This is a genomic window from Sporosarcina sp. GTC18466, assembly GCF_055389225.1.
Map to the genome: position 1 here is coordinate 712689 of NZ_AP044037.1, position 23677 is coordinate 736365.

Genomic DNA, 23677 nt, shown 5'->3' on the forward strand with positions numbered 1-23677 from the left:
CCGGCACGTGTCCCGCCGGCATCTCAGAAGGCCTTAACGCGGCAAACGGCAATGATCAGTTGCACTCGGGAGTAGCGTTCCGTCATTTTCCATGGAAACCGTTTCAGCCTGAAGGGGTTCCTCTCTGGGCATGGAAGAGATGCGTACTGTCTCCGTCATCGTGTTGCATATATGATAGTTTGGATTATAGGTAAAAAAACTCCGCCTGTCAATCGGCCGCCTCCAAAAAGTCGTACGGCGTAACGCCATGCATGCCAATCAGCGGGTCGATGAGCAGGATATTGTCTGCAGAAAGGCTCCGTGGACCCTCGGCTTCCGTATCCCCCGGAACTTCTTCCAGACGGGCCGCGGCCTTTTCGTCCGGTCCTGGGCTTTTGTCCGCCGCTCCCGCCCGATTGCCTGCTGAAGGTTCAGCCGCTTCTTCCGGCAGGTCGCCCTGCAGCCTTTTTTTCAGCGTCGTCTGCCTTTCCAGCTCGTCCGTCCGCTGGATGCCGTCTTTGAACTCCTTCGGTTCACCGCATAAGATCAAAAAGTTCTTTGCCCGTGTGATGCCCGTATACAGGAGATTCCGGCGAAGCATTTTCCGGTAGCTGCGGACGACCGGCATGATGACAGTCGAGAATTCGCTGCCTTGCGATTTATGGATAGAACAGCAATACGCGAGGGTAATCTGGTTCAGATCGTTGCGTTCATATGTCACTTCTATGCCATCAAAAGAGACGACAAGCATATCCTTCTTCTCGACGGTCTCTTTCGCGCGCAAAATAGCGATGACTTCTCCCATATCTCCGTTGAACACATTGCTCTCCGGCTGGTTTACCAGCTGCAGCACCTTGTCGCCGATCCGGTACGTGACCTCCCCGAAGACGATCTCTTTCCGGTCGGGGCCGGGAGGATTGACCATCTCCTGGATCATCTTATTCAAGACATCAATCCCTGCCGGCCCTTTATACATCGGCGCAAGTACTTGAATATCCTTGATGGAATGCCCTTTCGCCAGGGCATTTTTCAAAACTTGCTCAACCACACTCTTGATCTGCTCGGCATCCGCCCGTATAAACGAGCGGTCGGATGTCTTTTTAATGATATCGTCCCGCCAATCGGACCGTTTGATCATATGGGCCATCTCAATGATCGTCGACCCGGCGCTCTGCCGGTAGATATCCGTCAGTTCAATGACGGGAAGCTTGCCTGATGCCAGCATATCTCGGAGCACTTGGCCGGGCCCGACCGGCGGCAGTTGATCCTGGTCGCCGACAAACAGCACTTGTATATCCGCGGGAAGCGCCTTCAGTAGCTGATGGGCAAGCCATGTATCGACCATTGACATCTCATCGATGATGACAAGCCTTCCTTCAACTTCCCGTCCCTCTGCATCATCATCCTCTTGTCCTGTGAAACCGAGAAGACGGTGGATTGTCATTGCTGGGAGTCCGGTCGATTCGGACATCCTTTTCGCCGCCCTCCCTGTCGGTGCTGCCAGCACGATCGGGAACGGCTCCTGCTTCTTTGCGTATTCTTTTGGGTCGAGCGGGAGGCCGTGCAGCTCAGCATACACTTCCACAAGGCCCCGGATGACTGTCGTCTTGCCGGTGCCGGGTCCGCCGGTCAAAATCATGGCGGGTGAATTCATCGCAGTCTGGATGGCGGCGGCTTGTGTCTCTGCGTATGTCACGCCGAGCCGTTCCTCTGCTTCGCCGATCGCTTTTCGGATTTCCGAAGCGGGAAATCTGTCTTTCGCATCATTATCCATGATCTTCTCAAGCTTGGATGCAATGCCGATTTCAGAGAAATAGAGGGACGGGATATACAGCTTCCTCTCTTCCGCACATAGCTTCCCTTCCTCGACGAGATGGATGATGGATTGCGAAATATCGTTAAATTCGATTCTTTGGGGCTGGCTCGTTTCAAGCATCCGCTTGACGTCTGGCAGCACAGCATCAGCAAGCAGATAGACATGCCCCGCCGATTGGACGGCCTGGTTGATGAAGTGGAGGACGGCCGCTTTTATACGGTCTGGGTGATTGCCTGTCATCCCGAGCTGCCTGCCAAGGTCATCAGCCCGCTGGAAGCCGATCCCCTCCACGTCTTCGATCAGCCTGTAAGGATTCTCCTGCAGCATTTGCAGAGTCTCATCCCGGTACGTCTGGTAGATCCGCATGGCGAGCTGCGGGCCGAATCCCCATTCGTTCAGCTGGACGATCGTCCTCTCAAGGCCGAGGTTCTGCTGAAGAACACTCGAAACGATCTCTTTCCGTTCATCCGAAAGTTTTGGGACTGCATCCAGAGCCGCCGGATCTTCCACAATTTTGCGGATCGCATCTTTTCCGAGCGTCTTGACGATTTGGATGGCCGTCTTCCGGCCGATTCCAGGAAACAGGTCACCCGATAAATAATGGACGAGGCCATCTTCCGTTTCCGGCATCTCCTTCGAAAATGTCACGCAATCGAACTGTTCGCCATACGACGGGTGGTTGATCAAGCGTCCCGTGAACCTGTATTCCTCATTCTCCGTCAGTTCCGGAAAACTGCCTTTTACAACGATTTCTTTCGAAGCATAGCCGGAGTTCGTCTTTGTGATCTTCAGCTTTGCGATGGTGAAAAGACTTTTGGGATTATGAAAAATAGTGACGACAGGGCGGCCGACGATAAACAGTTCCTCTTTTCCTTCATTTCCTGCCAATCCATCCAATGCTCTTCACCGTCCCGTCGTTACAGATTTCACTTTCCGTTTTCATTGCCCAGTTTGATCATGTCATATATATACCTGGCCTGGACATGCTCAGGTTCAATAGTGAATGCCCTCTCCAGGTGGGAGGCGGCTTCATCTGCCCGGTCCGTTGAAACCGCGTAGACTAGGCCCAGGTTGTAATGGGCATCCGCGTTCTCCGGATCCATCAAGGCGACTTTTTCCAACACATCTGCAGCAGGTTCGAAGACTTCCAGTTTCGCCAGCAGAATCCCATATGCGAGCTGGATCTCCACATCTTCCGGCGCAAGTTCCGAAGCACGCTGCATATACGGCAGCGACAGCTTATCATTGCCGGAGCGTTCCAGGCTTTTCGCCAGCATGAAATACGGATCTGCTGCCGTTTCCATGCCGCTGCGGATCGCCTTCTCGTACAGCTTCGCAGCTTCTTCGTACCGCTCGCTGTTATAGTAAAGGTTCGCCAGGCCATACAAAGCCGCTCCTGCCTCCGCGTCCAGCGTCAGCGCTTTCTGAAAGAACTTCTCTGCCCTTTCCGCATCCCCCGCAGCAGTGAAAACATTCCCAAGATTGATATAGCCGACAGGGTTCTCGGTATCCTCTTCTGCCGCTTTGACGAACGACTCGATCGCTTTCTCGTAATTCCCTTCTTGCAGGGCTTCGATGCCCATGGCGTTATAATCCATCTATCTTCCACTCCTTACCCGACGTAATCAAGTTCTTTCCCATCTTTGATGACCGTATCGATCGTCCCTCCGCCGAGGCATTCCTCGCCGTCATAGAAAACGACCGCCTGTCCTGGCGTGATTGCACGCACCGGCGTATCAAACGAGACAGCAGCACGGCCTTCGCCGAGCAGTTCGACAGTGACGCCCGTATCCGGCTGGCGGTATCGGAATTTCGCCGTGCATTTGAAAGAAGCAGGAAGTTCCCGTGCTGTCGCAAAGCTTACGTTCACAGCTGTCAGGCTATCCGAATAGAGAGCATCATTATGGAACCCCTGACCGACCAGGAGAGTATTGTCATTCAGATCTTTGCCGATGACGAACCACGGCTCACCCGCTCCGCCGATGCCAAGGCCGTGGCGCTGGCCGATCGTGTAATACATAAGTCCGTCATGTTTCCCGACGGTTTCGCCATCCATCGTCTTCATCGGACCCGGCTGGGCAGGCAAGTACTGGCCGAGAAATTCCTTGAAGTTCCGCTCACCGATGAAGCAGATGCCGGTGGAATCCTTTTTCTTCGCTGTAGCAAGGCCCGCCTCTTCCGCCCGTTTCCTCACTTCACTTTTCTCAAGCTCGCCGATCGGAAACAGCACTTTATCGAGCTGCTCCTGCGTCAGCTGGTTCAGGAAATAGGTCTGATCCTTGTTGGCATCCTTGCCGCGAAGCATAGCGACCCCGTCTTCCGTGCGCGCAATGCGGGCGTAGTGGCCTGTCGCAAGGTAATCCGCTCCGAGGCTCATCGCATGGTCCAGGAACGCCTTGAATTTGATCTCCTTGTTGCACATGACATCGGGATTCGGCGTGCGGCCCGCTTTATATTCATCAAGGAAATAGGTGAACACCTTATCCCAATATTGCTGTTCAAAATTGACGGCATAATACGGGATGCCGATTTCATTGCAGACACTGATGACGTCTTCGTAGTCTTCAGTCGCTGTGCAGACGCCGAATTCATCGGTATCATCCCAGTTTTTCATGAAGATGCCGATTACATCATAGCCCTGCTCCTTCAAAAGAAGTGCCGCGACAGACGAGTCGACTCCGCCTGACATGCCGACAACGACCCTTGTTTGTTCAATTGGTTTATGAGTAGTCATTGTTTTCATCCTTTATGTTTCAATTCGCAAGCCTTTTAACGATAGAGGCAATCCGTCCGGCAGCTTCCCGGACCACGTTCTCATCAAGTCCATAGCCAAAACTGATGCGTACTGAATTCCTCAATTTCGGCGACCCTTTTCCGCATGTGGCAACGAGCACATGGGAAGGATCCAGGGAGCCCGCTGTGCAGGCGGAACCGCTCGAGACAGCGATCCCTTCCATGTCCAGATTGACAAGAAGGGATTCGATGTCCGTTCCAGCAAAGCTGATGTTCAGGACATGGGGAAGCCTTTCCGCCAGCTCCGCATTCACTTCGTAATCCACCGACTGATCATCCAGCACGCTGGTGACAATCTCTGCATATCTGTGGTAGCGGGACTGGTTTTCAGCAAGACTTTCTTTCGCAAGCTCGACAGCCTTCGCAAAACCCGCCATCGCAGGCACGTTCTCCGTTCCGGCCCGGCGCTTCCTCTCCTGCTCTCCGCCATATTGGAGGGGTGAAGTATTCGCGCCTTTCCGCTGGTACAAGAACCCGATCCCTTTCGGCCCGTTCAATTTATGAGCGGAGGCCGACAGCAGATCGACTTCCAAGTTCTTCACATCCAAATTAACGATTCCATAAGCCTGGACGGCATCCGTATGGAACATCGCCTGATGGGTTTTCAAAAGTTCGCCGATTTCCTTGATCGGCTGAATCGTTCCTATTTCATTATTGCCGTACATGACAGTTACAAGGACGGTCCGGTCTGTCAGCGCCTCTTCCACCTGGCGGGCAGTAATCCTGCCGTTTTCGTCAACCGGCAGATAGGTCACTTTAAAACCTTGCCGTTCCAGCTCCTTGCATGAATTCAATACCGCATGATGTTCAATCACAGTCGTGATGATATGATCGCCTTTTTCCCTCATCGCACGCGCTGTGCCGAAAAGAGCGATATTATCAGCTTCCGTACCGCCGGAAGTGAAGATGATTTCGGATGGCTCCGCATTGATTGACTGTGCAATCGTTTTTCGGGCGGAATCCACCAATTTCCGCGCGCTCCTGCCATATTGATGGATGCTTGAAGGGTTTCCGAACACCGATTCCATCGCTTCCATATAGGCCTGCATCACTTCCGGACGGGCAGGCGTAGTCGCCGCATGATCCAAATATATCGTTTCCATCGGATTTCTCCTTTTGCATCTGAATTAAATGTAAAACATATAGCCTTCCGGTTCCGCAGGCCTTTTTGGGTCGATGAGATCTTCGATAGTCGTATTGTCGAGCACCCCTCGGATCGCTTCTCCGATGCGATGCCATAACTCCTGCTGCGGCACATCGTCTTCATCAATCTCTTCGACTAGCTGTATCGGTCCTTCCAGCAGTCGGATAACATCTCCTGCCGTGATGTCCTTTGGCGGTTTCGCCAGTTTATAGCCGCCATACGCACCGCGTACGCTTTTGACAATCCCGCTGTTGCGCAGCGGCGGGATGAGCTGTTCCAGATAGGCTTCCGAAAGATTCTGCTCTTCCGCGATCTTCCGGAGAGGCATCGGAGCGCCTTCTCCATATTTCCTGCCGAGCTCCACGACAATCGTCAGCCCGTATCTGCCTTTTGTAGAAATCCTCATTGCACATCGTCCTTTTTATCAAGTACGCCTGCTGCGTCACTTTTTTTCACGCCCGGCGGCCGGCTAGTGGCCGCAGGACCTTGCCTGCAAGATAAAATGCTTCAAATAGTATAGCATATATGGCCTGCCGCTTCCTCCATATGACTTCAGCCGGCACCTCCTGTATAATGAGTGGAACGGATGTTTGAGGAGTGATGAAATGAACAACGAACCACTAGCCTTTCGGATGAGGCCTCGGACCATCGACGAAATCGCTGGGCAGCGGGACATCATCGGGGAGAGGACCCCATTATACAGAATGGTGAAGAAAGGCCATGTCCCTTCCATGCTTCTATACGGGAAGCCGGGCATCGGCAAGACTTCTCTCGCCCATGCAATCGCGGGCACCGCGGATTTGCCGTTCATCGCCTTGAACGCCACAGTTTCCGGGAAGAAAGACGTAGAGGATGTCGTGAACGAATCGAGGATCACAGGAAAAGTGATCCTGTTCCTCGACGAGATCCATCGGTTCAATAAACTCCAGCAGGACACGCTGCTCCCCCATGTCGAAAACGGCTCGATCGTACTGATCGGGGCGACGACGGAGAATCCTTTCCATGATGTCAATCCGGCCATCCGGTCACGCTGCGGCGAAATACTTGAGCTGAAGAGCCTTCAGCAAGAAGATGTCGAACAGTTGCTGCGCCGCGCGCTGGATGACAAGGACCGCGGGCTTGGCAGGCAGGCAATTGAAATAACGGATGATCAGATCGCCCGGATTGCAGGAGGCGTAGGAGGGGATGCGAGAAAAGCGCTGACGGTCCTGGAATCAGTCGTTTCAGCAAGTGACGAGGAAGATGGCAAGATCATCGTCGAGGACTGGCTCATTGACAACCTCGTCGGGCGCTCAGCCCTTCTCGGTGACAAGAAGGGCTCGCATCACTATAATTTATTGTCCGCTTTGCAGAAATCCGTCCGGGGGAGCGATGCAAACGCCGCACTTTATTACTTGGCAAGCCTGCTGGAAACAGGCGATCTGATCGCCGTCACCCGGAGGCTGCTTGTCATGGCATATGAAGATGTCGGCCTTGCGGACCCTTCTGTAGGCCCGCATGTCGCAGCCGCGACAGACGCCGCCATCCGGCTCGGCATGCCGGAAGCAAGGATACCGCTTGCGAACGCAGTCATTGAAATGTGTCTCGCCTCGAAATCGAACTCTGCCTACAAAGCGATCGATGCCGCATCGAAACAGCTCCACACGGGCCAGGCCGCCGAAATCCCGCCGCATCTGCGCGATGCCCATTATGCTGGGGCTGCGGAACTTGGCCATGTCGGCTATCAATATCCCCACGATACCCCGATCGGCTCATTCGGAGGCTGGGTCAATCAGGATTATCTGCCGGAAAACCTCCGAAAGACCGAATTTTACGAGCCGGTGCTTGCGGGAGAAGAGAAGAAGATGGCCGCCATTTATGAGCGGCTAAAGGAATTCCGGAAAAAATGAGAAACAGGGTTGCCGATCGACCGAAAAGCCGATCAGCAACCCTGTCTGTTTATAGGATATGCTCGTCCATTTTCAAGACAAGTTCAGTGATTTCAGGTTTGCTCACCTGATCATTCGCGCCGACACTGATCCCTTTATGTTTCAATTCGTCGGTGATCAATGATGAAAAGATGATGACAGGCAATGCCGCCAGCTTGCTGTTCGCCCGGATGCGCTTTGTCAGGTGATGCCCGTCCATCTGCGGCATTTCAATATCGGTGATGACGAGCTGAATCTCCTTCGTCACGTCTTTTCCTTCCTCTGTGATGCTTTCCAAGTAATGGAGAGCGTCTTTTCCATTCTCAAAAAACTCGACATTGCCGTATCCTGCTTCCGCAAGCGTATCGTTCAATAACTTACGAAGCAAAGGCGAATCTTCTGCAACCAATACCCGTTTATCGGATCGTTCACGTTTGCCTAGCTTCTTGAGTTCCTCGATACGGATGCCGCTGTCCGGGTTGATCTCCATGACAATCTTTTCAAAATCGAGAAGGAGAAGCATGTCTGCTTCCCGTTTGATGACGCCAATCACCTGGGCAGAATCTCCGGAGTACAAATCTGCCGGTTTTTCGATCTGATTCCAGGAAACCCTGTGGATCTGGCTTACTTCATGGACATGGAAGACAACCTGCTGCTTGTTGAAAGCGGTGACGATATATTTTCCTTCGTTTTTACCGATTGTCTCAGGCAGGCCCATGACCCTCTCCATACTGATGACCGGCATCACTTCCCCGCGCAGCTGGATAATGCCTTCGATGGCCGGATGGGAGTGTGGGATCGGTGCAAGCGGAGTAGGTAAAATGATCTCTTTCACTTTGATCACATTAATCCCGAACCGGTTATGCCCCATTTCAAATTCAACGATTTCAAGCTCGTTCGTTCCACTTTCAAGCAAAATACCATCATGTTGCTTCATATTGTCCTCACCCTCTGCTAAGCCCGCAAACTATGTCGGACTTACACTCTATTTACTACTATTATACATGGTTCAAATGCACCATGCTATATGAAATATGGCGAACTGCTGAATATTTTTATAAAGAATAAGAAAAAGCGTGCGGGAATCCGCACGCTGATACGTCATTTGCTGTTAACACGTTCAATCGGAATGTCTTTCACCATGTCATTGATCACCCAGCTGGCGCATATAAGGCCCGCGGCGGATGGGACGAAGGCATTGGAGCTTGGCGGCATTTTCGCTTTGCGGATGGCAGCATCCGGATTGCCGACCGCACCTACCACATCTTCCCGGATGACAATCGGGCTCTCATCTGAGAAGACGACAGGCACGCCTTTTTTGATGCCTTCTTTTTTCAAACGGTGCCGGATGACTTTCGCTACAGGATCGGTATGCGTCTTCGAAATGTCTGCAATTTTGAACCGTGTCGGATCCATCTTATTCGCGGCACCCATGCTTGAGATGATCTTGATTCCCCTCTCGAGGCACTCCTTTATGAGATGCACTTTATAGCTGATCGTATCAGATGCATCGATGACGTAATCTGGATGATAGCTGAAAAATTTCTCATACGTCTCTTCGGTATAGAACATATGGAGCGGAATCACTTCACATTCAGTGTTGACGTCGTGGATCCGTTCCATCATGACATCAACTTTTAAGCGGCCGATTGTCGAAAGGGTCGCGACTAGCTGCCGGTTGACATTTGTAATATCGACATCGTCCTTATCGACTAGGATGATCCGGCCGACACCGCTACGGGCGCATGCTTCCGCTGCGAATGAACCGACGCCTCCGACTCCAAGGATTGCGACGGTTTTGCCTTTTATCAAATCGAGCCCCTCTCTGCCGATTGCGAGCTCGTTTCTGGAGAATTGGTGCTTCAAACTGACTCCGCCCTTCTATTTGAAAACCCCTCCGGCCTTGTAGGCAAGAGGGGAATTTAAGTAAAGTTGACGAATCCCGAATGTGCCGTCATGGCTTAATCGCTTTGAACCCGCACTCTGCAGGTGGGTGTCCAATCCATCCCTTCTGACGTCCCTTTAGAGGGCATGCCATCCAAGCCGGAATTGAGTCTCCCTACGATCAATATGTTCGGTCAAAACTGATAGCCATTAACGAACACTCCAGGATTCGTATTAATTGTATCCTATCACACTTTCATTTTCCGTTCAAGAAAAAACCTTCAGGAAAACTCGGAACCTTTACTGTATTTCCTCTTTTCCACGGATGTCGATTCCGAGCTCCGCAAGCTGCGTTTCAGCGACAGGGCTTGGCGCATCCGTGAGCAGGCAGCTGGCGCTGGCCGTTTTCGGGAATGCGATCGTATCGCGGAGATTGGTTGAGCCGGATAGGAGCATGACAATACGGTCAAGTCCGAACGCGATGCCGCCGTGCGGAGGTGTCCCGTACTCGAACGCATCAAGCAGGAAGCCGAATTGGCTGCGTGCCTCTTCCATGCTGAAGCCTAGCGCTTTGAGCATTTTCTCCTGAACGTCGCGTTTATAGATGCGGAGCGATCCTCCGCCAAGTTCGTAGCCGTTCAACACAAGGTCATATGCCTGCGCCTTGACGTTTGCCGGGTCTGTCTCCAGCATTTCCACATCAGCCGGCATGGTGAACGGGTGATGCGCCGCATAATAACGTCCTTCTTCTTCGTCGTATTCAAAGAGCGGCCAGTCTGTGACCCACAGGAAGTTGAATTTGGATTCGTCGATCAGGCCCAGGTCCTTACCAAGCTTCAGACGGAGCGCGCCAAGACTATCGGCGACGACTTGCCGTTTGTCCGCTACGAACAAGAGCAAGTCTCCGTCTTCCGCGCCGGCCGCGGCAACTAGCGATCCAGCCGCTTCGCCCTCAAAGAATTTCGCGATCGGCCCCTTCACGCCTTCCGCATCGACCTTCAGCCAGGCCAGTCCCTTTGCGCCATAGCGGGAGGCGAACTCTCCTAGCGCATCGATATCTTTCCTTGAGAAGCGGTCTGCACTTCCCTTCACATTGATCAGTTTCACCTGGCCGCCCGATTCGACCGCAGATGCAAACACTTTGAAAGCCGAGTCTTTGACGAGACCGGAAACATCTGTCAATTCCATTCCGAACCGTGTATCCGGCTTATCAGAACCGAAACGGCCCATCGCTTCATCGTACGGCATGCGCTTAAACGGTGTCTCGATGTCAATGCCTTTGACATCCTTCATCACTTTTTTCATGAGCCTCTCGTTCAGCTCGATAATATCATCGATCGACATGAAACTCATCTCCATATCGATCTGTGTGAATTCCGGCTGGCGGTCCGCCCTGAGATCTTCGTCGCGGAAACAGCGGGCGATCTGGTAATAGCGGTCAAACCCGGATACCATCAGCATCTGCTTGAACAGCTGCGGCGATTGAGGCAGCGCATAGAATTCCCCGTCATGCACGCGGCTCGGCACAAGATAGTCGCGCGCGCCTTCCGGAGTGGATTTTGTCAAAATCGGGGTTTCCACTTCAAGGAACCCTTCATCGTCAAGGAAATTCCGCACAGTCTTCGTGATGTCTGAACGCATTTTGAAGACATTCGCCAGATGCGGTCTCCGAAGATCCAGGTAGCGGTATTTCAGCCGGATCTCTTCGTTGACGTCCGACGCATCGTCGATGACAAACGGAGGTGTCTTTGCGTCATTGATGATTTCAACCGATTCCGCCTGGACTTCGATTCCACCCGTCTTCAATTTATCGTTTTTCTGCTTTTCTTCCCGCTCCACCACTGTTCCTGTCAGTTCGATGACAAATTCGCTCCGCACTGAATCCGCAATGGATAGCGCCTCTTTTGAAATGTCCGGATTGAAGACGACTTGCACGATCCCCGTCCGGTCGCGCATATCGATAAAGATCAGCCCTCCGAGGTCACGTCTTTTTTGGACCCATCCTTGCAATGTCACCTTCCTGCCAATTTCCTGTTCCGTCAATTCTCCACAATAAGCTGTCCGTCGCATTTCAATCAACCTTCCTTATCTCAACGATTGTTGTATCTTCCCGACTATTTGTCCATCTTGGATTTTTTCCTGTGTTCCGTCCGTCATATGTTTCAACTGGACAATTCCTTCGGTCACTTCATCTTCACCTATGATGAGGACGATTTCCGCGTCAAAGCGGTCTGCCGATTTCATCTGGGCTTTCATTTTCCGGTCCATGTAATCCATATCCGCTTTCACGCCTGCTCTTCGAAGCTCTTGCACCAGCTTGAACCCTTTCCTGTGCGCCTCTTCCCCTAGGGTAACGACATACACATCAAGTTCAGGCGCATGTTCGAATGACTTGCCTTCCGCTTCGAGCGCAAGAAGCAAACGCTCGATGCTCATGCCGAATCCGATTCCCGGAGAAGCAGGACCGCCGATCTCTTCTGCAAGACCATTATACCTGCCGCCGCCGCATAGTGTTGTGATCGCTCCGAATCCTTTCGATGTGCTCATGATCTCAAACGCGGTGTGATTGTAATAATCAAGGCCGCGGACGAGATTCGGATCGATTTCGTAGACGATCCCCGCATCATCCAAAAAGCCCTTCACCTGATCGAAATAACGCCGGGACGGCTCATTCAGGTAATCGGCGAGCGAAGGGGCTGCCGCCATCAAAGGATGCTCCCGGTCCACTTTGCAATCAAGGATGCGGAGCGGATTTTTCTCAAGCCGTTTCTGGCAATCCCCGCAGAATTCGCCGATATTCGGCTCGAAATGAGAGACGAGCGCCTCCCGGTGCGCCTTCCTCGATTCTGCATCGCCAAGCGAGTTGAGCACAAGCTTCAAGTCCGTCAGGCCAGCTCGTTTGTACACTTCAAGAGCTAGGGAGATGACCTCCGCATCGATCGCTGGATCATCGCTGCCGATCGCCTCCACTCCGAATTGGACGAACTGGCGGTACCGGCCAGCCTGCTGGCGTTCATAGCGGAACATCGGCCCCTGATAATAGAGCTTTACCGGCTGATCCGGTATGCCGAACATCTTATTTTCGACAAACGAACGGACGACAGGCGCTGTTCCTTCAGGACGCAGAGTCATCGAACGGTCGCCGCGGTCTGTGAATGTATACATTTCCTTTTGGACGATGTCAGTAGTATCTCCCACAGTTCTGAGAAACAATTCGGTTTGCTCAAAAATCGGTGTGCGGATTTCCTTATAGCGGTATACGTCACATACATCACGGATGATCGATTCTACACGCTGCCATTTCCACGACTGCTCCGGCAGTATGTCCTGTGTTCCTCTTGGCACTTTGAGATTCATTTGACTTCCCCTTTCCAGTCCACCTTTTCCTGTAAACAACGAAAAAAGCCCTCATCCCTCCTATAGAAGGGACGAGAGCTTTCATAAGCTTCCGCGGTTCCACCCAAATTGGCGCTAGCTACCGCGCCCACTCGTGTCCGGGTAACGGCCGGCTCCGTCCATGCCTAGTAAGAGGGGGATCCCCGTTTCAGCATGGAACCTCGATGGTGTTGTTCGCGTGTATCCGGTCAGCAGGAAGGATTTCAGCCACGTCCTCCCCTCTCTTTTCAGCCAGTGATAACGCTACTTGCCATGTCATCGGTTGCAAAGGTTTCTTCGATTATTGATTATGTTAATCAAACCCCGCCAAAGTGTCAACCTTTTTTCATCATCGGCTTGCAAACCGGCCGTCTTACCTTCTACAATAAGGAAAAGGACAAGGGAGGAAGTGTTGCAGATTGCCAGAACGAATAAAATGGACAGCACTCCTTATGGTGCTGGTCATGGTGCTCAGCCCGCTGCAGCAGATCCAGGCAGAAGGGACAACAGCGACAATTGGAACGGACTCATTGAATATCCGCTCCGGTCCAGGGCTGACGTATCCGGTCATCGGTTCCCTGAAAAGGGGCGAGACTGTCACCTATAAAGCGGTGAAGGGCGACTGGCTCGGAATCGATTGGAACGGACAGGAAGGCTGGATCGCTTCCTGGCTCACCATTTCGGCTGAAGGGAAAACCGTATCCGAGAAAGCGATCGTATCGAAAGTAGATCGCTTGAACGTCCGGACATCGCCTATGATCGGTTCCGCTGTCATCGGCCGGATGAATGCGGGCGACGAGGCTGTCCAATCCAGGATTGACGGTGATTGGGCGGAGATTACATGGAACGGGACGAAAGGCTGGGTCCACCGGCAATACATAACCGAAATATCGAAAACAGAAGATGTCATTCCCGTCTCCGCTCAGACTAAGCAGGAGCCGAAACGCTTTTCGGTCGGTGTGGACGCGCTCAATGTGCGAAAGCATCCGGACCAATCTTCGAAAAAGGTCGGTATGATCCATAAGAACGAGACATTTGATGTTCTGGAGATCAAAGGCAATTGGGTGAAGTTGTCGCTCGGCGGCAAGAAGGAAGGATGGGTCTATTCTTTCCATGGCACGTTTTCCGGACAGTCAGAAGTTCGACAAGAGGCGGCCGGGACGAAAAAGGACAAGCAAGTGACCGTTGTCACCGACGGTACAAACATCCGGCAGGCGGCTGGCACATCATCTGAGATCGTCAAGCGTGCCAATGCAGGCGAGAGATTCAATGTGATCGCGGATGCCGGGGACTGGTATGAGATCGAGATGCCGGGCGGTCCATCTGCGTACGTCGCAAAATGGGTCGTTTCGGAGGACGGCAGGCATACAGGCGCAAGCTCGGTTCAGCAAGAAAAGAAGAAAAAAGAACGTATGCCGGGTACGTTGAACGGATTGACAATCGTAATAGATGCCGGGCACGGCGGAAATGACCGCGGAACGACCGGTGCCAGGGGGACAGATGAGAAAATCCTCACCCTCATGACGGCTGAACTTCTTTCTGACAAACTGAGGGCCGGCGGAGCCGACGTGGTCATGACTCGCGACTCGGATACATACGTCTCGCTGCGGAAACGCGTGGCTACCGGGCATCAGTATCAAGCAGACGCATTCATCAGCCTGCACTACGACGCCAATCCCGACAGCAGCATCACCGGCTTCACGACCTATTATACAAAGAACGGCCAAAAACCACTTGCCGACGCAATCAACGGAAGTCTCGGCTCATCAGTACCGCTGCGGAACAGGGGCGTCCAGCCGGCTAACTATCTTGTTCTCCGTGAAAATATGCAGGATGCCATCCTCATTGAACTCGGATTCCTGTCAAATCCGTCAGAGGAGAGCATCCTGACGACAGAGGTCTTTAGAGAACAGGCTACACTCGGTATTTACCAAGGTCTGCTCGACTATTTTGATGCAAAGTGATATCAGCAGGAAAACGCCTTCTCACCCCGAATGGGATGAGAAGGCGTTTTGTCATTTCGATTCGACCATAATGGTGACAGGCCCGTCGTTAACGAGTTCGACATCCATCATCGCACCGAAAATCCCTGTCTGAACGGATAGGCCTTCTTCCTCCAGGCAACGGTTAAAATACTCCCAGAGCGGTTTAGCGGCTTCCGGCCGCGCCGCTTCGATAAAGCTCGGCCTGCGCCCTTTTCTAACGTCTCCATAGAGCGTGAACTGGGACACGGAGAGGATGGAACCTTCCACTTCATCAATGGAGCGGTTCATCTTGCCGTCCTCATCCTCCCAGAGCCGGAGTCCTGCGATCTTTTTCGCGATATATTTGGCATCATCCTCGGAATCCCCATGCGTGATGCCGACAAGGAGGACATACCCTTTCTTAATCGATCCGGTCACGCTGCCATCGACTTTCACGGAAGCAGGTCCGGAGCGCTGTAATAATACCCTCATCTCTAACACCTTCCTGGCTGACGTTTTCGCTGTATCAATGGATAGTCCGCTGGACGGAATAGATTTCCCCAATCTGCTTAATCCGATCGACAATCCGCTGCAAATGCGTGCTATCAGTGATCTTGATCGTCATATTGATGCGGGCGATCTTATCCCGATCCGCCTTTCCGCTCACAGCGACCATCGGCGTCTTCGTATCCGCTACCACCATCATCACTTCATTCAGCAAACCTTGCCTGTCGAATGCCGAAATTTCGATATCCACCTGGAACTCCTTCTTGGAATTAGTAGGGGCAATCCCCCATTCCACATCCATCAGGCGGTCTTCCTCTTCTGCATGATGCACGTTCGGGCAGTCGGTGCGGTGAACAGAAACGCCCCGGCCTTTTGTAATGAATCCGACAATCTCGTCGCCTGGAATCGGATTGCAGCATTTGGAAAGACGGATGAGCATATTGTCGATATCCTTGACAATTACGCCCGATTCCGTTGCCGGCTGATTCTGCACGGTGTTCATCTCAGAGACAATCTTGTCGATCGTGTCCTGGCGTTCCCGCTGACGGCGCAATTTCTCGGCAAGCCGGTTGACGACTTGCTGGGCTGTGATGCCGCTCGATCCGATGGCTGCATACATATCCTCTTCCGACGTGAAACTGAACTTCTCGATCGCCTTTTGGATGTTCTCCTGGGTGAGGACCTCTTTCACATCGTATTCCTGGAACTTGATCTCCTTCTCGACAAGTTCCCGGCCTTTGATGATATTCTCCTCACGAAGCTGCTTCTTGAAAAACTGGCGGATTTTATTGCGCGCCTGCGAAGTATTTGCGATTTTCAGCCAGTCCCGGCTCGGGCCAAACGATTGCTTTGACGTCAAGATTTCCACAATATCGCCTGTGAATAATTCGGTATCGAGCGGAACCATCTTCCCGTTCACTTTCGCACCGATCGTCCGGTTGCCGACTTCCGAGTGGACACGGTATGCAAAATCGATCGGTACCGAACCTTTCGGGATCTCGATGACATCCCCGTCCGGCGTAAATACATACACCATATCGGAAAACAGATCGAATTTCAGCGACTCCATGAACTCTTCCGCATTGGAAGATTCATTCTGGAACTCGAGGATCTGCCTGAACCAAGTCAATTTATTATCAATATTCGACGGGACTTCTGCAACCGACTTGCCTTCCTTGTACGCCCAGTGCGCCGCGACCCCATACTCGGCGATCTTATGCATATCTGCCGTCCGGATCTGCACTTCCAGCGGATCTCCGGCCGGGCCGACAACCGTCGTATGGATCGACTGATATAAGTTCTGCTTCGGCATCGCTATATAATCTTTAAAGCGGCCCGGCATCGGCTTCCATAATGTGTGGATGATGCCTAGCACCGCATAGCAATCTTTGATGCTGCTTACAATGATGCGGACCGCCAGCAAGTCATAGATTTCATTGAATTCCTTCTGTTGGAGCACCATTTTCCGATAAATCGAGTATAAATGCTTCGGCCGTCCGGATAGTTCAGCCTCGATCCCCATCTCTTTGATTTCTTCCCGGATGATCTCCATGACATTCTCCAGATAATTCTCCCGCTCCGTCCGTTTCCGTTTCATCAAATTGACGATCCGGTAATATTGCTGCGGATTCAAATACCGGAGTGCAGTATCCTCGAGCTCCCATTTGATTGTGGAAATACCAAGCCGATGGGCGAGCGGTGCGAATATGTCAAGCGTTTCCGCCGCTACCCTCCGCTGTTTCTCCTCGGGCACATGTTTGAGTGTCCTCATATTATGAAGCCGGTCCGCCAGTTTGATCAGAATGACACGGATGTCCTGCGCCATCGCGATAAACATTTTCCTGTGGTTTTCGGCTTGTTTTTCTTCTTTTGACCTGAACTTCAACTTCTCGAGTTTTGTGACGCCATCCACGAGCAATGCCGTTTCTTCTCCGAAGTCGCGTATGATGTCCTCCCTGCTGACATTCGTGTCCTCCACGACGTCATGCAGAAAACCGGCTGCGACCGTTGACGGGTCCATCTGCAACTCGGCCAGGATGCCCGCGACTTGGATCGGATGGAGGATGTACGGTTCCCCGGAACTTCTGAACTGGCCTTCATGGGCAGCCAGCGCCGCCTCATACGCCTTCTTGACGAACGTGACATGCTCATCGTTCATATAGGAGGCGACCAATTCAAAAACATCTTCAGCTGTCATGTCACGGTTTTTCGCCATTTTGCTTCCCCTTTCATGCGATTCGCCAAAAAAATAATCGTATTCCTATTGTATGTATAAACAGATGTGAATGTAAAGTGTCGATTCTTCGTATATTTTGCAGATTGGCCGCAAGGCGGCGCCGGTTAGCTGGCCGGCTCGTCATGCGGCATAACATTAAAAGACCCTCCGCAACGTCGCGGAGGGTCTTCATTCAACATTAATATTGGATTAAAGTGCGGATATCGTAGCCATTAAGGCGTTCGCGGCCGTTCAAGTATGACAGCTCGATGAGGAACGCGCAGCCTGCTACGACGCCGCCCAGTTTTTCAACCAGTTCCACTGTCGCGCCGACTGTGCCGCCTGTCGCAAGCAGATCGTCGACGATCAGGACACGCTGGCCCGGTTTGATGGCATCATGGTGGATGGTCAATGAATCTTTTCCATATTCCAAATCATACTCGACAGCGATGGTCTCGCGAGGCAGTTTGCCCGGCTTGCGCACCGGCGCGAAGCCGACTTCCAGCGCGTAGGCAACAGGACAGCCGATGATGAAACCGCGGGCTTCAGGACCGACGATGATGTCGGTGCCGACTTCCTTCGCATATTCGACGATCTGGTCTGTCGCATATTTGTAAGCCTTTCCATTATCCATAATTGTCGTGATATCCTTGAAGCTGATTCCAGGCTTCGGATAATCAGGGACAGTTGTAACGAATTCACGTAAGTCCATCATTGTTCCTCCCAAATCGACATGATCGCTTCAGCAATCCCTATCCGCACGGTATGCCGTACGGGGCCAAATAACTGGCGCCGGGTGACGCCTGCCGATCATACCGCTGACGCAAGCAGGCAATTTGCATGAATCGATCCATCTAATCATTATACGTGCTGAACAGTTGCCTGCAAATCGAACCACTGTTTCAATTCCGTGTAAGGCGCATAAAGAAGCTTCCGTTCCATCTCGATCTGCCGTTTCCTTTCCTGATAGGAAGGCGCTTCCTCGAGATCCCGTTTGCCATCCGTTTCGCATACGGAAACAACACCATTCTCTATCATAACAAATCCAAGTTCAAAAAACACCTTTGTCATGAAATAAATTGAGTCGGTTTTCCACCCTTTATGTTTCGACAGCTGCTCCGCCTGCTGTTTAATCGCAAAACTGCCGCGTTTCTTCAAGAAGCTGTAGTACCACCCGAACGTCTTCCGGTCTGGTATCCCCTCGAAATACTTGGACTCATCGACGTGAAAATGGGCATAAATCCGCTTGGGCCGCATGTCCTCCATCAACACGCCAATTGCCTCACCGCTGTCCGGCAAATCCAGAAGGACAAGATAATCGGATTCCGGCAGTTCATCCCTTCCAAGCACATAGATGGTCTCCTCTTTCAATGAGTGCTGGAAAAGATGTGCGGTCTTTTCTTGGAACGCAATAAAGGCTGATTGCTTCCTTGGTACTTGCGGCAGCCATCTTGCAGGCTCTCGGATCCCCCTCAGATCGAACAGCTGCCATTCTTCGCAGAGAAGATCCTCGATCAGGAGCTGCGGTTTTTTTCTGCCGTTCCATTCATTCACTTGCAAGTCCCCTGCAATGGAAATCTTCACAGCAGGACTGATTTCGTCCGCAATTTCCCCGACGCCAAAACCGATTGCGTCCAGGCGGCATTCACCATCCGCCAGATCCATCTTCAGGTGGTTTTTTGATGTGCCTATTTTCCTGACTGCCGGAGCTTCCACACCCTCTAGCAGGTAAACAGGTTTTTCAAATGAAATGCCGAATGGCCGGAGAAGCTCCATTGATTCGATCGTTTCGACCGACACTTCTTCCATGGCGACCGGCACATCGATCTCCAGGCGGGGGATCAGGAGGTCTGCTGACAGTGCGTGCTTGCCCTGTTCATTCAGCCGCTCACGCAGCACTGCAACATCATCTGCATTCAGTGTCATGCCCGCCGCCATTGTATGACCGCCGAAATGCGGCAGGATATCCGCGTTCTTAGACAGCTCCTTGTAGAGATCGAATCCTTCGATGCTTCGGGCAGACCCTTTCGCAAGACCCGTCGCTTCGTCGCGGGAAAGGATGATCGCCGGCCGGTAGAATTTCTCCGTCAAACGGGACGCGACAATGCCGACAACCCCCGGATTCCACCCTTCTCCGTCTAGCACAATGACAAAAGGAAGCATGTCACCGTACAGCACGTCCATCATCTGTTCCGCTTCTTTCGCGATTTCCGCAACAAGCGCCTGCCGTTCCTTGTTGAGAGCGTCCAGCTCCTCTGCAAGCGCAAAGGCTTCCGCTTGGTCTTCCGTCTTCAAAAGCTGTACAGCCGGCGCAGCGCTCCCCAGCCGGCCCGGGGCATTCAAGCGCGGTCCGATGACAAAGCCGATCGTCTCTTCCGATACGGCCTTCTGCTCGCTTCCCGCCACTTTCATGAGTGCTTTGACCGCCGGGCGGCTTGTCGTGCGCAAACGGCGGATCCCCTCTTTTACGATGAACCGGTTCTCGTCCCTCAGCGGTACAAGATCCGCCACTGTTCCGATCGCAGCGATCTCATACAGATCAGCGGGCACTTCGCCCAGCAGCGCACATGCCACTTTGAATGCCACGCCGACGCCCGCCAGTTCACCGAATGGATAGTTCCCTTCAGGATGACGAGGATGGATGACCGCATCCGCTTTTGGAAGCTGTTCTCCGATCTCATGGTGGTCTGTCACAATGATGTCCATGCCGAGTGATTTGGCATAGGCGATCTGTTCGATGCCTGAAATCCCGTTATCGACGGTGATGATCAGGTCGGCCCCCTGCTCCTTCAATTCACCGAACAGCTCGGAGTTCGGTCCGTAACCGTGTTTGAAGCGGTCTGGGATTGCAAATTCCACGTGCCCGCCTAGACGTTCGATCGCTGTCGTCAGGACAGTGACACTCGTTACGCCATCCGCATCGTAATCGCCATATACGACGATTTTCTCTTTGTTTTCAACAGCCTTCCGTATGCGGGTGACCGCTTTTTCCATATCGTGGAGCATATATGGATCATGGAGGCAGGTTTCATCCATATGTAAAAAGGACCGTGCTTCTTCTGGAGCCGTTATCCCTCTGGATGCGAGGATTTTCGCATGGATCGAAGGGATTCCAAGTGCATCGGTCAATTGGCTGACAATCTGTTCATCCGGACGGCGCACCGTCCAATTTTTCATCGATTCAATCAAAACGGATCACTTCCTTATCTCCTCTACATTATATCGGAAGGAGAGGGTCGCTTCAATGATCTGCCCGCCATACAAGTACTTGCCATTAAAAAAGCGAACAGCACAGCGCTGTTCACTTTCCTATTTGCCTCACGGGAGATCGGCATCATTCAACGGACGGGGCTGCTCCGGATGTCCGTGTTCACTCAATTCATTTTGCTGGGCGGCGATCTGGTTTTCCTTCATTGTCATCTCTTTCTGGAGTTCGCTGATTCTGCGGTTCAGCCGGATCGTCCGGAACATGGCCGCAAAGCCGCTGATGGCTGCTCCCAGCAATGCAGAAAAGAGGATGACAAGGATGAGCGGCCAATCCGATGTGCCAAACAAATAGTTCACTTCGACGCTGCTTACATTCAGCACGGCAAATACCGCGATGATGATCGCGAAAATGATTCCTAATATAAGAGCCCATTGCGTTTTCATAAGGTCAGGCCTCCTCTGAAAAATAAAAACAGGGTATACAGTAGCGTATACCCTGTTTGAATCTTCGATAAGCCATTACACGACAGGCTCGTCCGAACCCCATTGCTTCTTCTCTTTCCGTACATCGATCTTTCCAGCTTTCTTGATTTCCCGTTTTTTCAGATCGTACCAGATCTGAGCCGAGATATAGATGGACGAATACGTACCCGCGAACAAACCGATCAAGAGGGCGATCGAGAAAGGACGGATCGATTCAGCGCCAAGGAAGATCAATGCAACGACGACAAAGATAACGGTGAGCACCGTGTTGACGGAACGCCCGAGCGTCTGACGCAAGGATTTGTTGACGATATCTGCCAGATGGTTTTCATCATCGATATGTCCAACCTTGTTCATGTTCTCCCGGATCCGGTCGAAGGTGACGATCGTATCATTGATGGAATAACCGACAATCGTCAGCACAGCCGCGATGAATGTGATGTCGACTTCGAGCCGCGTGATGCTGAAGACGGCGACCATGAAGAATGCATCATGGATCAATCCTATGATGGATGAAACACCCATCCGCCATTCGAACCGCAGTGCGACATAGATGATGATGCCAAGCGCGGCGTAAAGAAGCGCTTGGAGGGCATTTTTCACGAGTTCTTTTCCGACCTGTGAGGAGACTGTCGAGACGTTCGGCTCGTGGCCGTAGTCTTTCTTGACGTCCGCTTTGAATTTATTGACCTGGTCCTGGCTGAACTCCTGTTTGTAGCGTGCGACACCGATGTTTTTCGTATCGCCGGAAATGACGATATCATCTGTCGGGTGACCAATCTTTTCAAGATCCGCTTTCAGCTGTTCTGTTGTAAGCGGGCTGTCAGAAAGGACTTCAACACGCGTACCACTGGAGAAGTCGATGCCAAGGTTCAGTTTGAAGACGCCGAGCACTACTATGCCCGCGACGATCAATACGATGGAAATTGCATAGAATCGTTTTCTTGCATGAACAAAATCGAACCGGTCGAACTTTGTCGTAAGATCAAGCGTGTCCACATTCTCTTCCGGTGCATGGACGCGCTTTTTCGGAATGCCGAAGAATGACGTTTTCCCATCAAACATGCCGCTGTGCACAAGCAGGCCGAGCAATAGACGGGATCCCCAGACAGCTGTCAGGAAGCTGACGATAATGCTGATGATGAGCATTGTCGCGAACCCTTTAACAGAGCTTGTCCCGAAGATGAACAGGACGACAGCCGCAAGCAATGTCGTGACGTTCGCATCAAGGATGGCAGTGAACGATGACTTGGACCCCATTGCAAACGCCGTCTTGATGGATTTTCCGACCCGCAGCTCCTCCCTGATCCGCTCATACGTCAGGATGTTCGCGTCAACTGCCATACCGACCCCGAGCATAAGCGCCGCAATGCCTGGCAGGGTGAGCACCCCGTTGATAAGTGTGAACACTAACAAGATCAGATAGATATAGATGGATAGCGTGATGACCGCAACAAGACCTGGAATGCGGTAATAAAGGAACATGAACAGGAAAATGAGCGAGATGCCGATGATGCCTGCGACAATCGTCTTATCCAGCGCCTGTTCCCCAAACTGTGCGCCGACCGAAGTGGAATAGATTTCCTTCAATTTGACCGGAAGTGCACCCGCATTCAGAATTCCTGCAAGGTTTTTCGTTTCATCGACTGTGAAACTTCCTGAAATTTCTACGTTAGGAGATTGGATTGTCTGTCTGACTTGAGGTGCGGAGATGAACTTAGGATTCGGCTTAGCCGATTCTTCCTTGAAGGAGTCCTTCCCTTCCTCAAAATCGAGCCAGATCACCATCAAGTTATTGCCTGGTCCCATTTTGGAAACTTTTGACGTAACTTCGCCGAACTTATTCGGGTCCTTCATCTCCAGTGTGACGACAGGGTTGCCATTTTGGCCGAAGTTCGCCTTCGCTTTCCCTTCTTTCAAATCCGTTCCGTCAAGCAGCAGATTGTCGTTGACGTCGCGGAACGTAAGGTTGGCTTGCGTTGAAAGCAACTCACGTGCAGACTCCTGGTCCGCTACACCCGCAAGCTGTACGCGGATCCGGTTGCCGGATTCGATTTGGATGCTCGGCTCGCTGACACCTAGAACGTTGACACGGTTTGATAATGCACGCTGCGTGTCATTGACGGCATCCTCCGTTATTTTATCACCGTCTTTAAGCGGTTCGACTTGGTACAAGACTTCAAATCCGCCTTGCAAGTCAAGCCCCAGGTTTACATCCTTCAAAATTGGCTTCGTTGTCGTTCCGATCAACGAGCCGAATAACACTAGCAATAATAGAAACGCGACAACGCGTCCTCTTCTCTTCATGTTGGTATTCCCCCTCTGTACGTGGAACAGCGCGAATCTAGCTATGTACAGTTAATGAATGCAGTGTGCGATTGCCCATTGTCTGCTGCTGGCACA

17 protein-coding genes, 1 other RNA gene and 1 other annotated feature are annotated in these 23677 nt (G+C 52.1%); of the genes, 2 read left to right on the forward strand and 16 right to left on the reverse strand.

Going from position 1 to position 23677, the window contains the following annotated elements:
• Window positions 1-208: 208 nt before the first annotated feature.
• From recD2 to cymR, 5 genes are read right to left on the reverse strand one after another with little or no spacing between them, the layout of a single operon-like run.
• A complete protein-coding gene (gene recD2 / locus ACZ5FK_RS03630; protein ID WP_464806552.1) occupies window positions 209-2692 on the reverse strand; it encodes an SF1B family DNA helicase RecD2 in 2484 nt (827 codons plus the stop codon).
• A 29-nt stretch (window positions 2693-2721) separates the two neighbouring features.
• Window positions 2722-3393 carry a tetratricopeptide repeat protein gene (locus ACZ5FK_RS03635; RefSeq protein ID WP_464806553.1) on the reverse strand — a complete coding sequence of 224 codons (672 nt, stop codon included), beginning with the start codon at window positions 3391-3393 and terminating at the stop codon, window positions 2722-2724.
• Window positions 3394-3407: 14 nt separating this feature from the next.
• Window positions 3408-4529 carry a tRNA 2-thiouridine(34) synthase MnmA gene (gene mnmA / locus ACZ5FK_RS03640; protein WP_464806554.1) on the reverse strand — a complete coding sequence of 374 codons (1122 nt, stop codon included), beginning with the start codon at window positions 4527-4529 and terminating at the stop codon, window positions 3408-3410.
• A 19-nt stretch (window positions 4530-4548) separates the two neighbouring features.
• On the reverse strand, window positions 4549-5691 hold the full coding sequence (locus ACZ5FK_RS03645; protein WP_464806555.1) for a cysteine desulfurase family protein: 1143 nt from the start codon (window positions 5689-5691) through the stop codon (window positions 4549-4551).
• Window positions 5692-5715: 24 nt separating this feature from the next.
• Entirely contained in the window at window positions 5716-6138 is a 423-nt protein-coding gene (gene cymR, locus ACZ5FK_RS03650) for a cysteine metabolism transcriptional regulator CymR (RefSeq protein WP_464806556.1), read from the reverse strand.
• 199 nt (window positions 6139-6337) lie between these two features.
• On the opposite strand from cymR, the gene ACZ5FK_RS03655 reads away from it, so the two are divergent.
• Window positions 6338-7621, forward strand: a complete 1284-nt coding sequence (locus ACZ5FK_RS03655; protein WP_464806557.1) for a replication-associated recombination protein A — start codon at window positions 6338-6340, stop codon at window positions 7619-7621.
• A gap of 49 nt (window positions 7622-7670) precedes the next feature.
• Here the strand turns inward: ACZ5FK_RS03655 and ACZ5FK_RS03660 are convergent, their stop codons facing one another.
• From ACZ5FK_RS03660 to hisS, 5 genes are all read right to left on the reverse strand, one after another.
• Window positions 7671-8576, reverse strand: coding sequence for a chemotaxis protein (locus tag ACZ5FK_RS03660; protein ID WP_464806558.1), 906 nt, complete (start codon window positions 8574-8576; stop codon window positions 7671-7673).
• A 164-nt stretch (window positions 8577-8740) separates the two neighbouring features.
• Window positions 8741-9505 (reverse strand): tRNA threonylcarbamoyladenosine dehydratase, encoded by a 765-nt coding sequence (locus tag ACZ5FK_RS03665; RefSeq protein WP_464806559.1) that lies wholly within the window; start codon window positions 9503-9505, stop codon window positions 8741-8743.
• Window positions 9506-9574: 69 nt separating this feature from the next.
• Window positions 9575-9755: non-coding RNA, 6S RNA (gene ssrS / locus ACZ5FK_RS03670), on the reverse strand.
• A 68-nt stretch (window positions 9756-9823) separates the two neighbouring features.
• Window positions 9824-11593: an aspartate--tRNA ligase gene (aspS, locus tag ACZ5FK_RS03675; RefSeq protein ID WP_464806560.1), complete on the reverse strand. Its 1770-nt coding sequence runs from the start codon at window positions 11591-11593 to the stop codon at window positions 9824-9826.
• A gap of 15 nt (window positions 11594-11608) precedes the next feature.
• The gene (gene hisS, locus ACZ5FK_RS03680) at window positions 11609-12880 is read right to left on the reverse strand and encodes a histidine--tRNA ligase (protein ID WP_464806561.1); all 1272 of its coding nucleotides are present in this window, start codon (window positions 12878-12880) and stop codon (window positions 11609-11611) included.
• A gap of 64 nt (window positions 12881-12944) precedes the next feature.
• Window positions 12945-13187, reverse strand: a binding site (T-box leader).
• 130 nt (window positions 13188-13317) lie between these two features.
• On the opposite strand from hisS, the gene ACZ5FK_RS03685 reads away from it, so the two are divergent.
• Entirely contained in the window at window positions 13318-14862 is a 1545-nt protein-coding gene (locus tag ACZ5FK_RS03685) for an SH3 domain-containing protein (RefSeq protein ID WP_464806562.1), read from the forward strand.
• Window positions 14863-14913: 51 nt separating this feature from the next.
• On the opposite strand, the gene dtd is transcribed toward ACZ5FK_RS03685, so the two are convergent.
• The 6 genes from dtd to secDF form a co-directional block, all read right to left on the reverse strand.
• Window positions 14914-15354 (reverse strand): D-aminoacyl-tRNA deacylase, encoded by a 441-nt coding sequence (gene dtd, locus ACZ5FK_RS03690; protein WP_464806563.1) that lies wholly within the window; start codon window positions 15352-15354, stop codon window positions 14914-14916.
• 34 nt (window positions 15355-15388) lie between these two features.
• Window positions 15389-17584: a RelA/SpoT family protein gene (locus tag ACZ5FK_RS03695; RefSeq protein WP_464806564.1), complete on the reverse strand. Its 2196-nt coding sequence runs from the start codon at window positions 17582-17584 to the stop codon at window positions 15389-15391.
• A gap of 199 nt (window positions 17585-17783) precedes the next feature.
• Complete coding sequence (locus ACZ5FK_RS03700) at window positions 17784-18296, reverse strand: adenine phosphoribosyltransferase (protein ID WP_464806565.1); 513 nt, start codon at window positions 18294-18296, stop codon at window positions 17784-17786.
• A gap of 149 nt (window positions 18297-18445) precedes the next feature.
• Window positions 18446-20773 carry a single-stranded-DNA-specific exonuclease RecJ gene (gene recJ / locus ACZ5FK_RS03705; RefSeq protein ID WP_464806566.1) on the reverse strand — a complete coding sequence of 776 codons (2328 nt, stop codon included), beginning with the start codon at window positions 20771-20773 and terminating at the stop codon, window positions 18446-18448.
• 129 nt (window positions 20774-20902) lie between these two features.
• Window positions 20903-21235, reverse strand: a complete 333-nt coding sequence (locus tag ACZ5FK_RS03710) for a LapA family protein (protein WP_464806567.1) — start codon at window positions 21233-21235, stop codon at window positions 20903-20905.
• Between the two features lie 75 nt (window positions 21236-21310).
• A complete protein-coding gene (gene secDF / locus ACZ5FK_RS03715; protein WP_464806568.1) occupies window positions 21311-23581 on the reverse strand; it encodes a protein translocase subunit SecDF in 2271 nt (756 codons plus the stop codon).
• Window positions 23582-23677 lie beyond the last annotated feature (96 nt).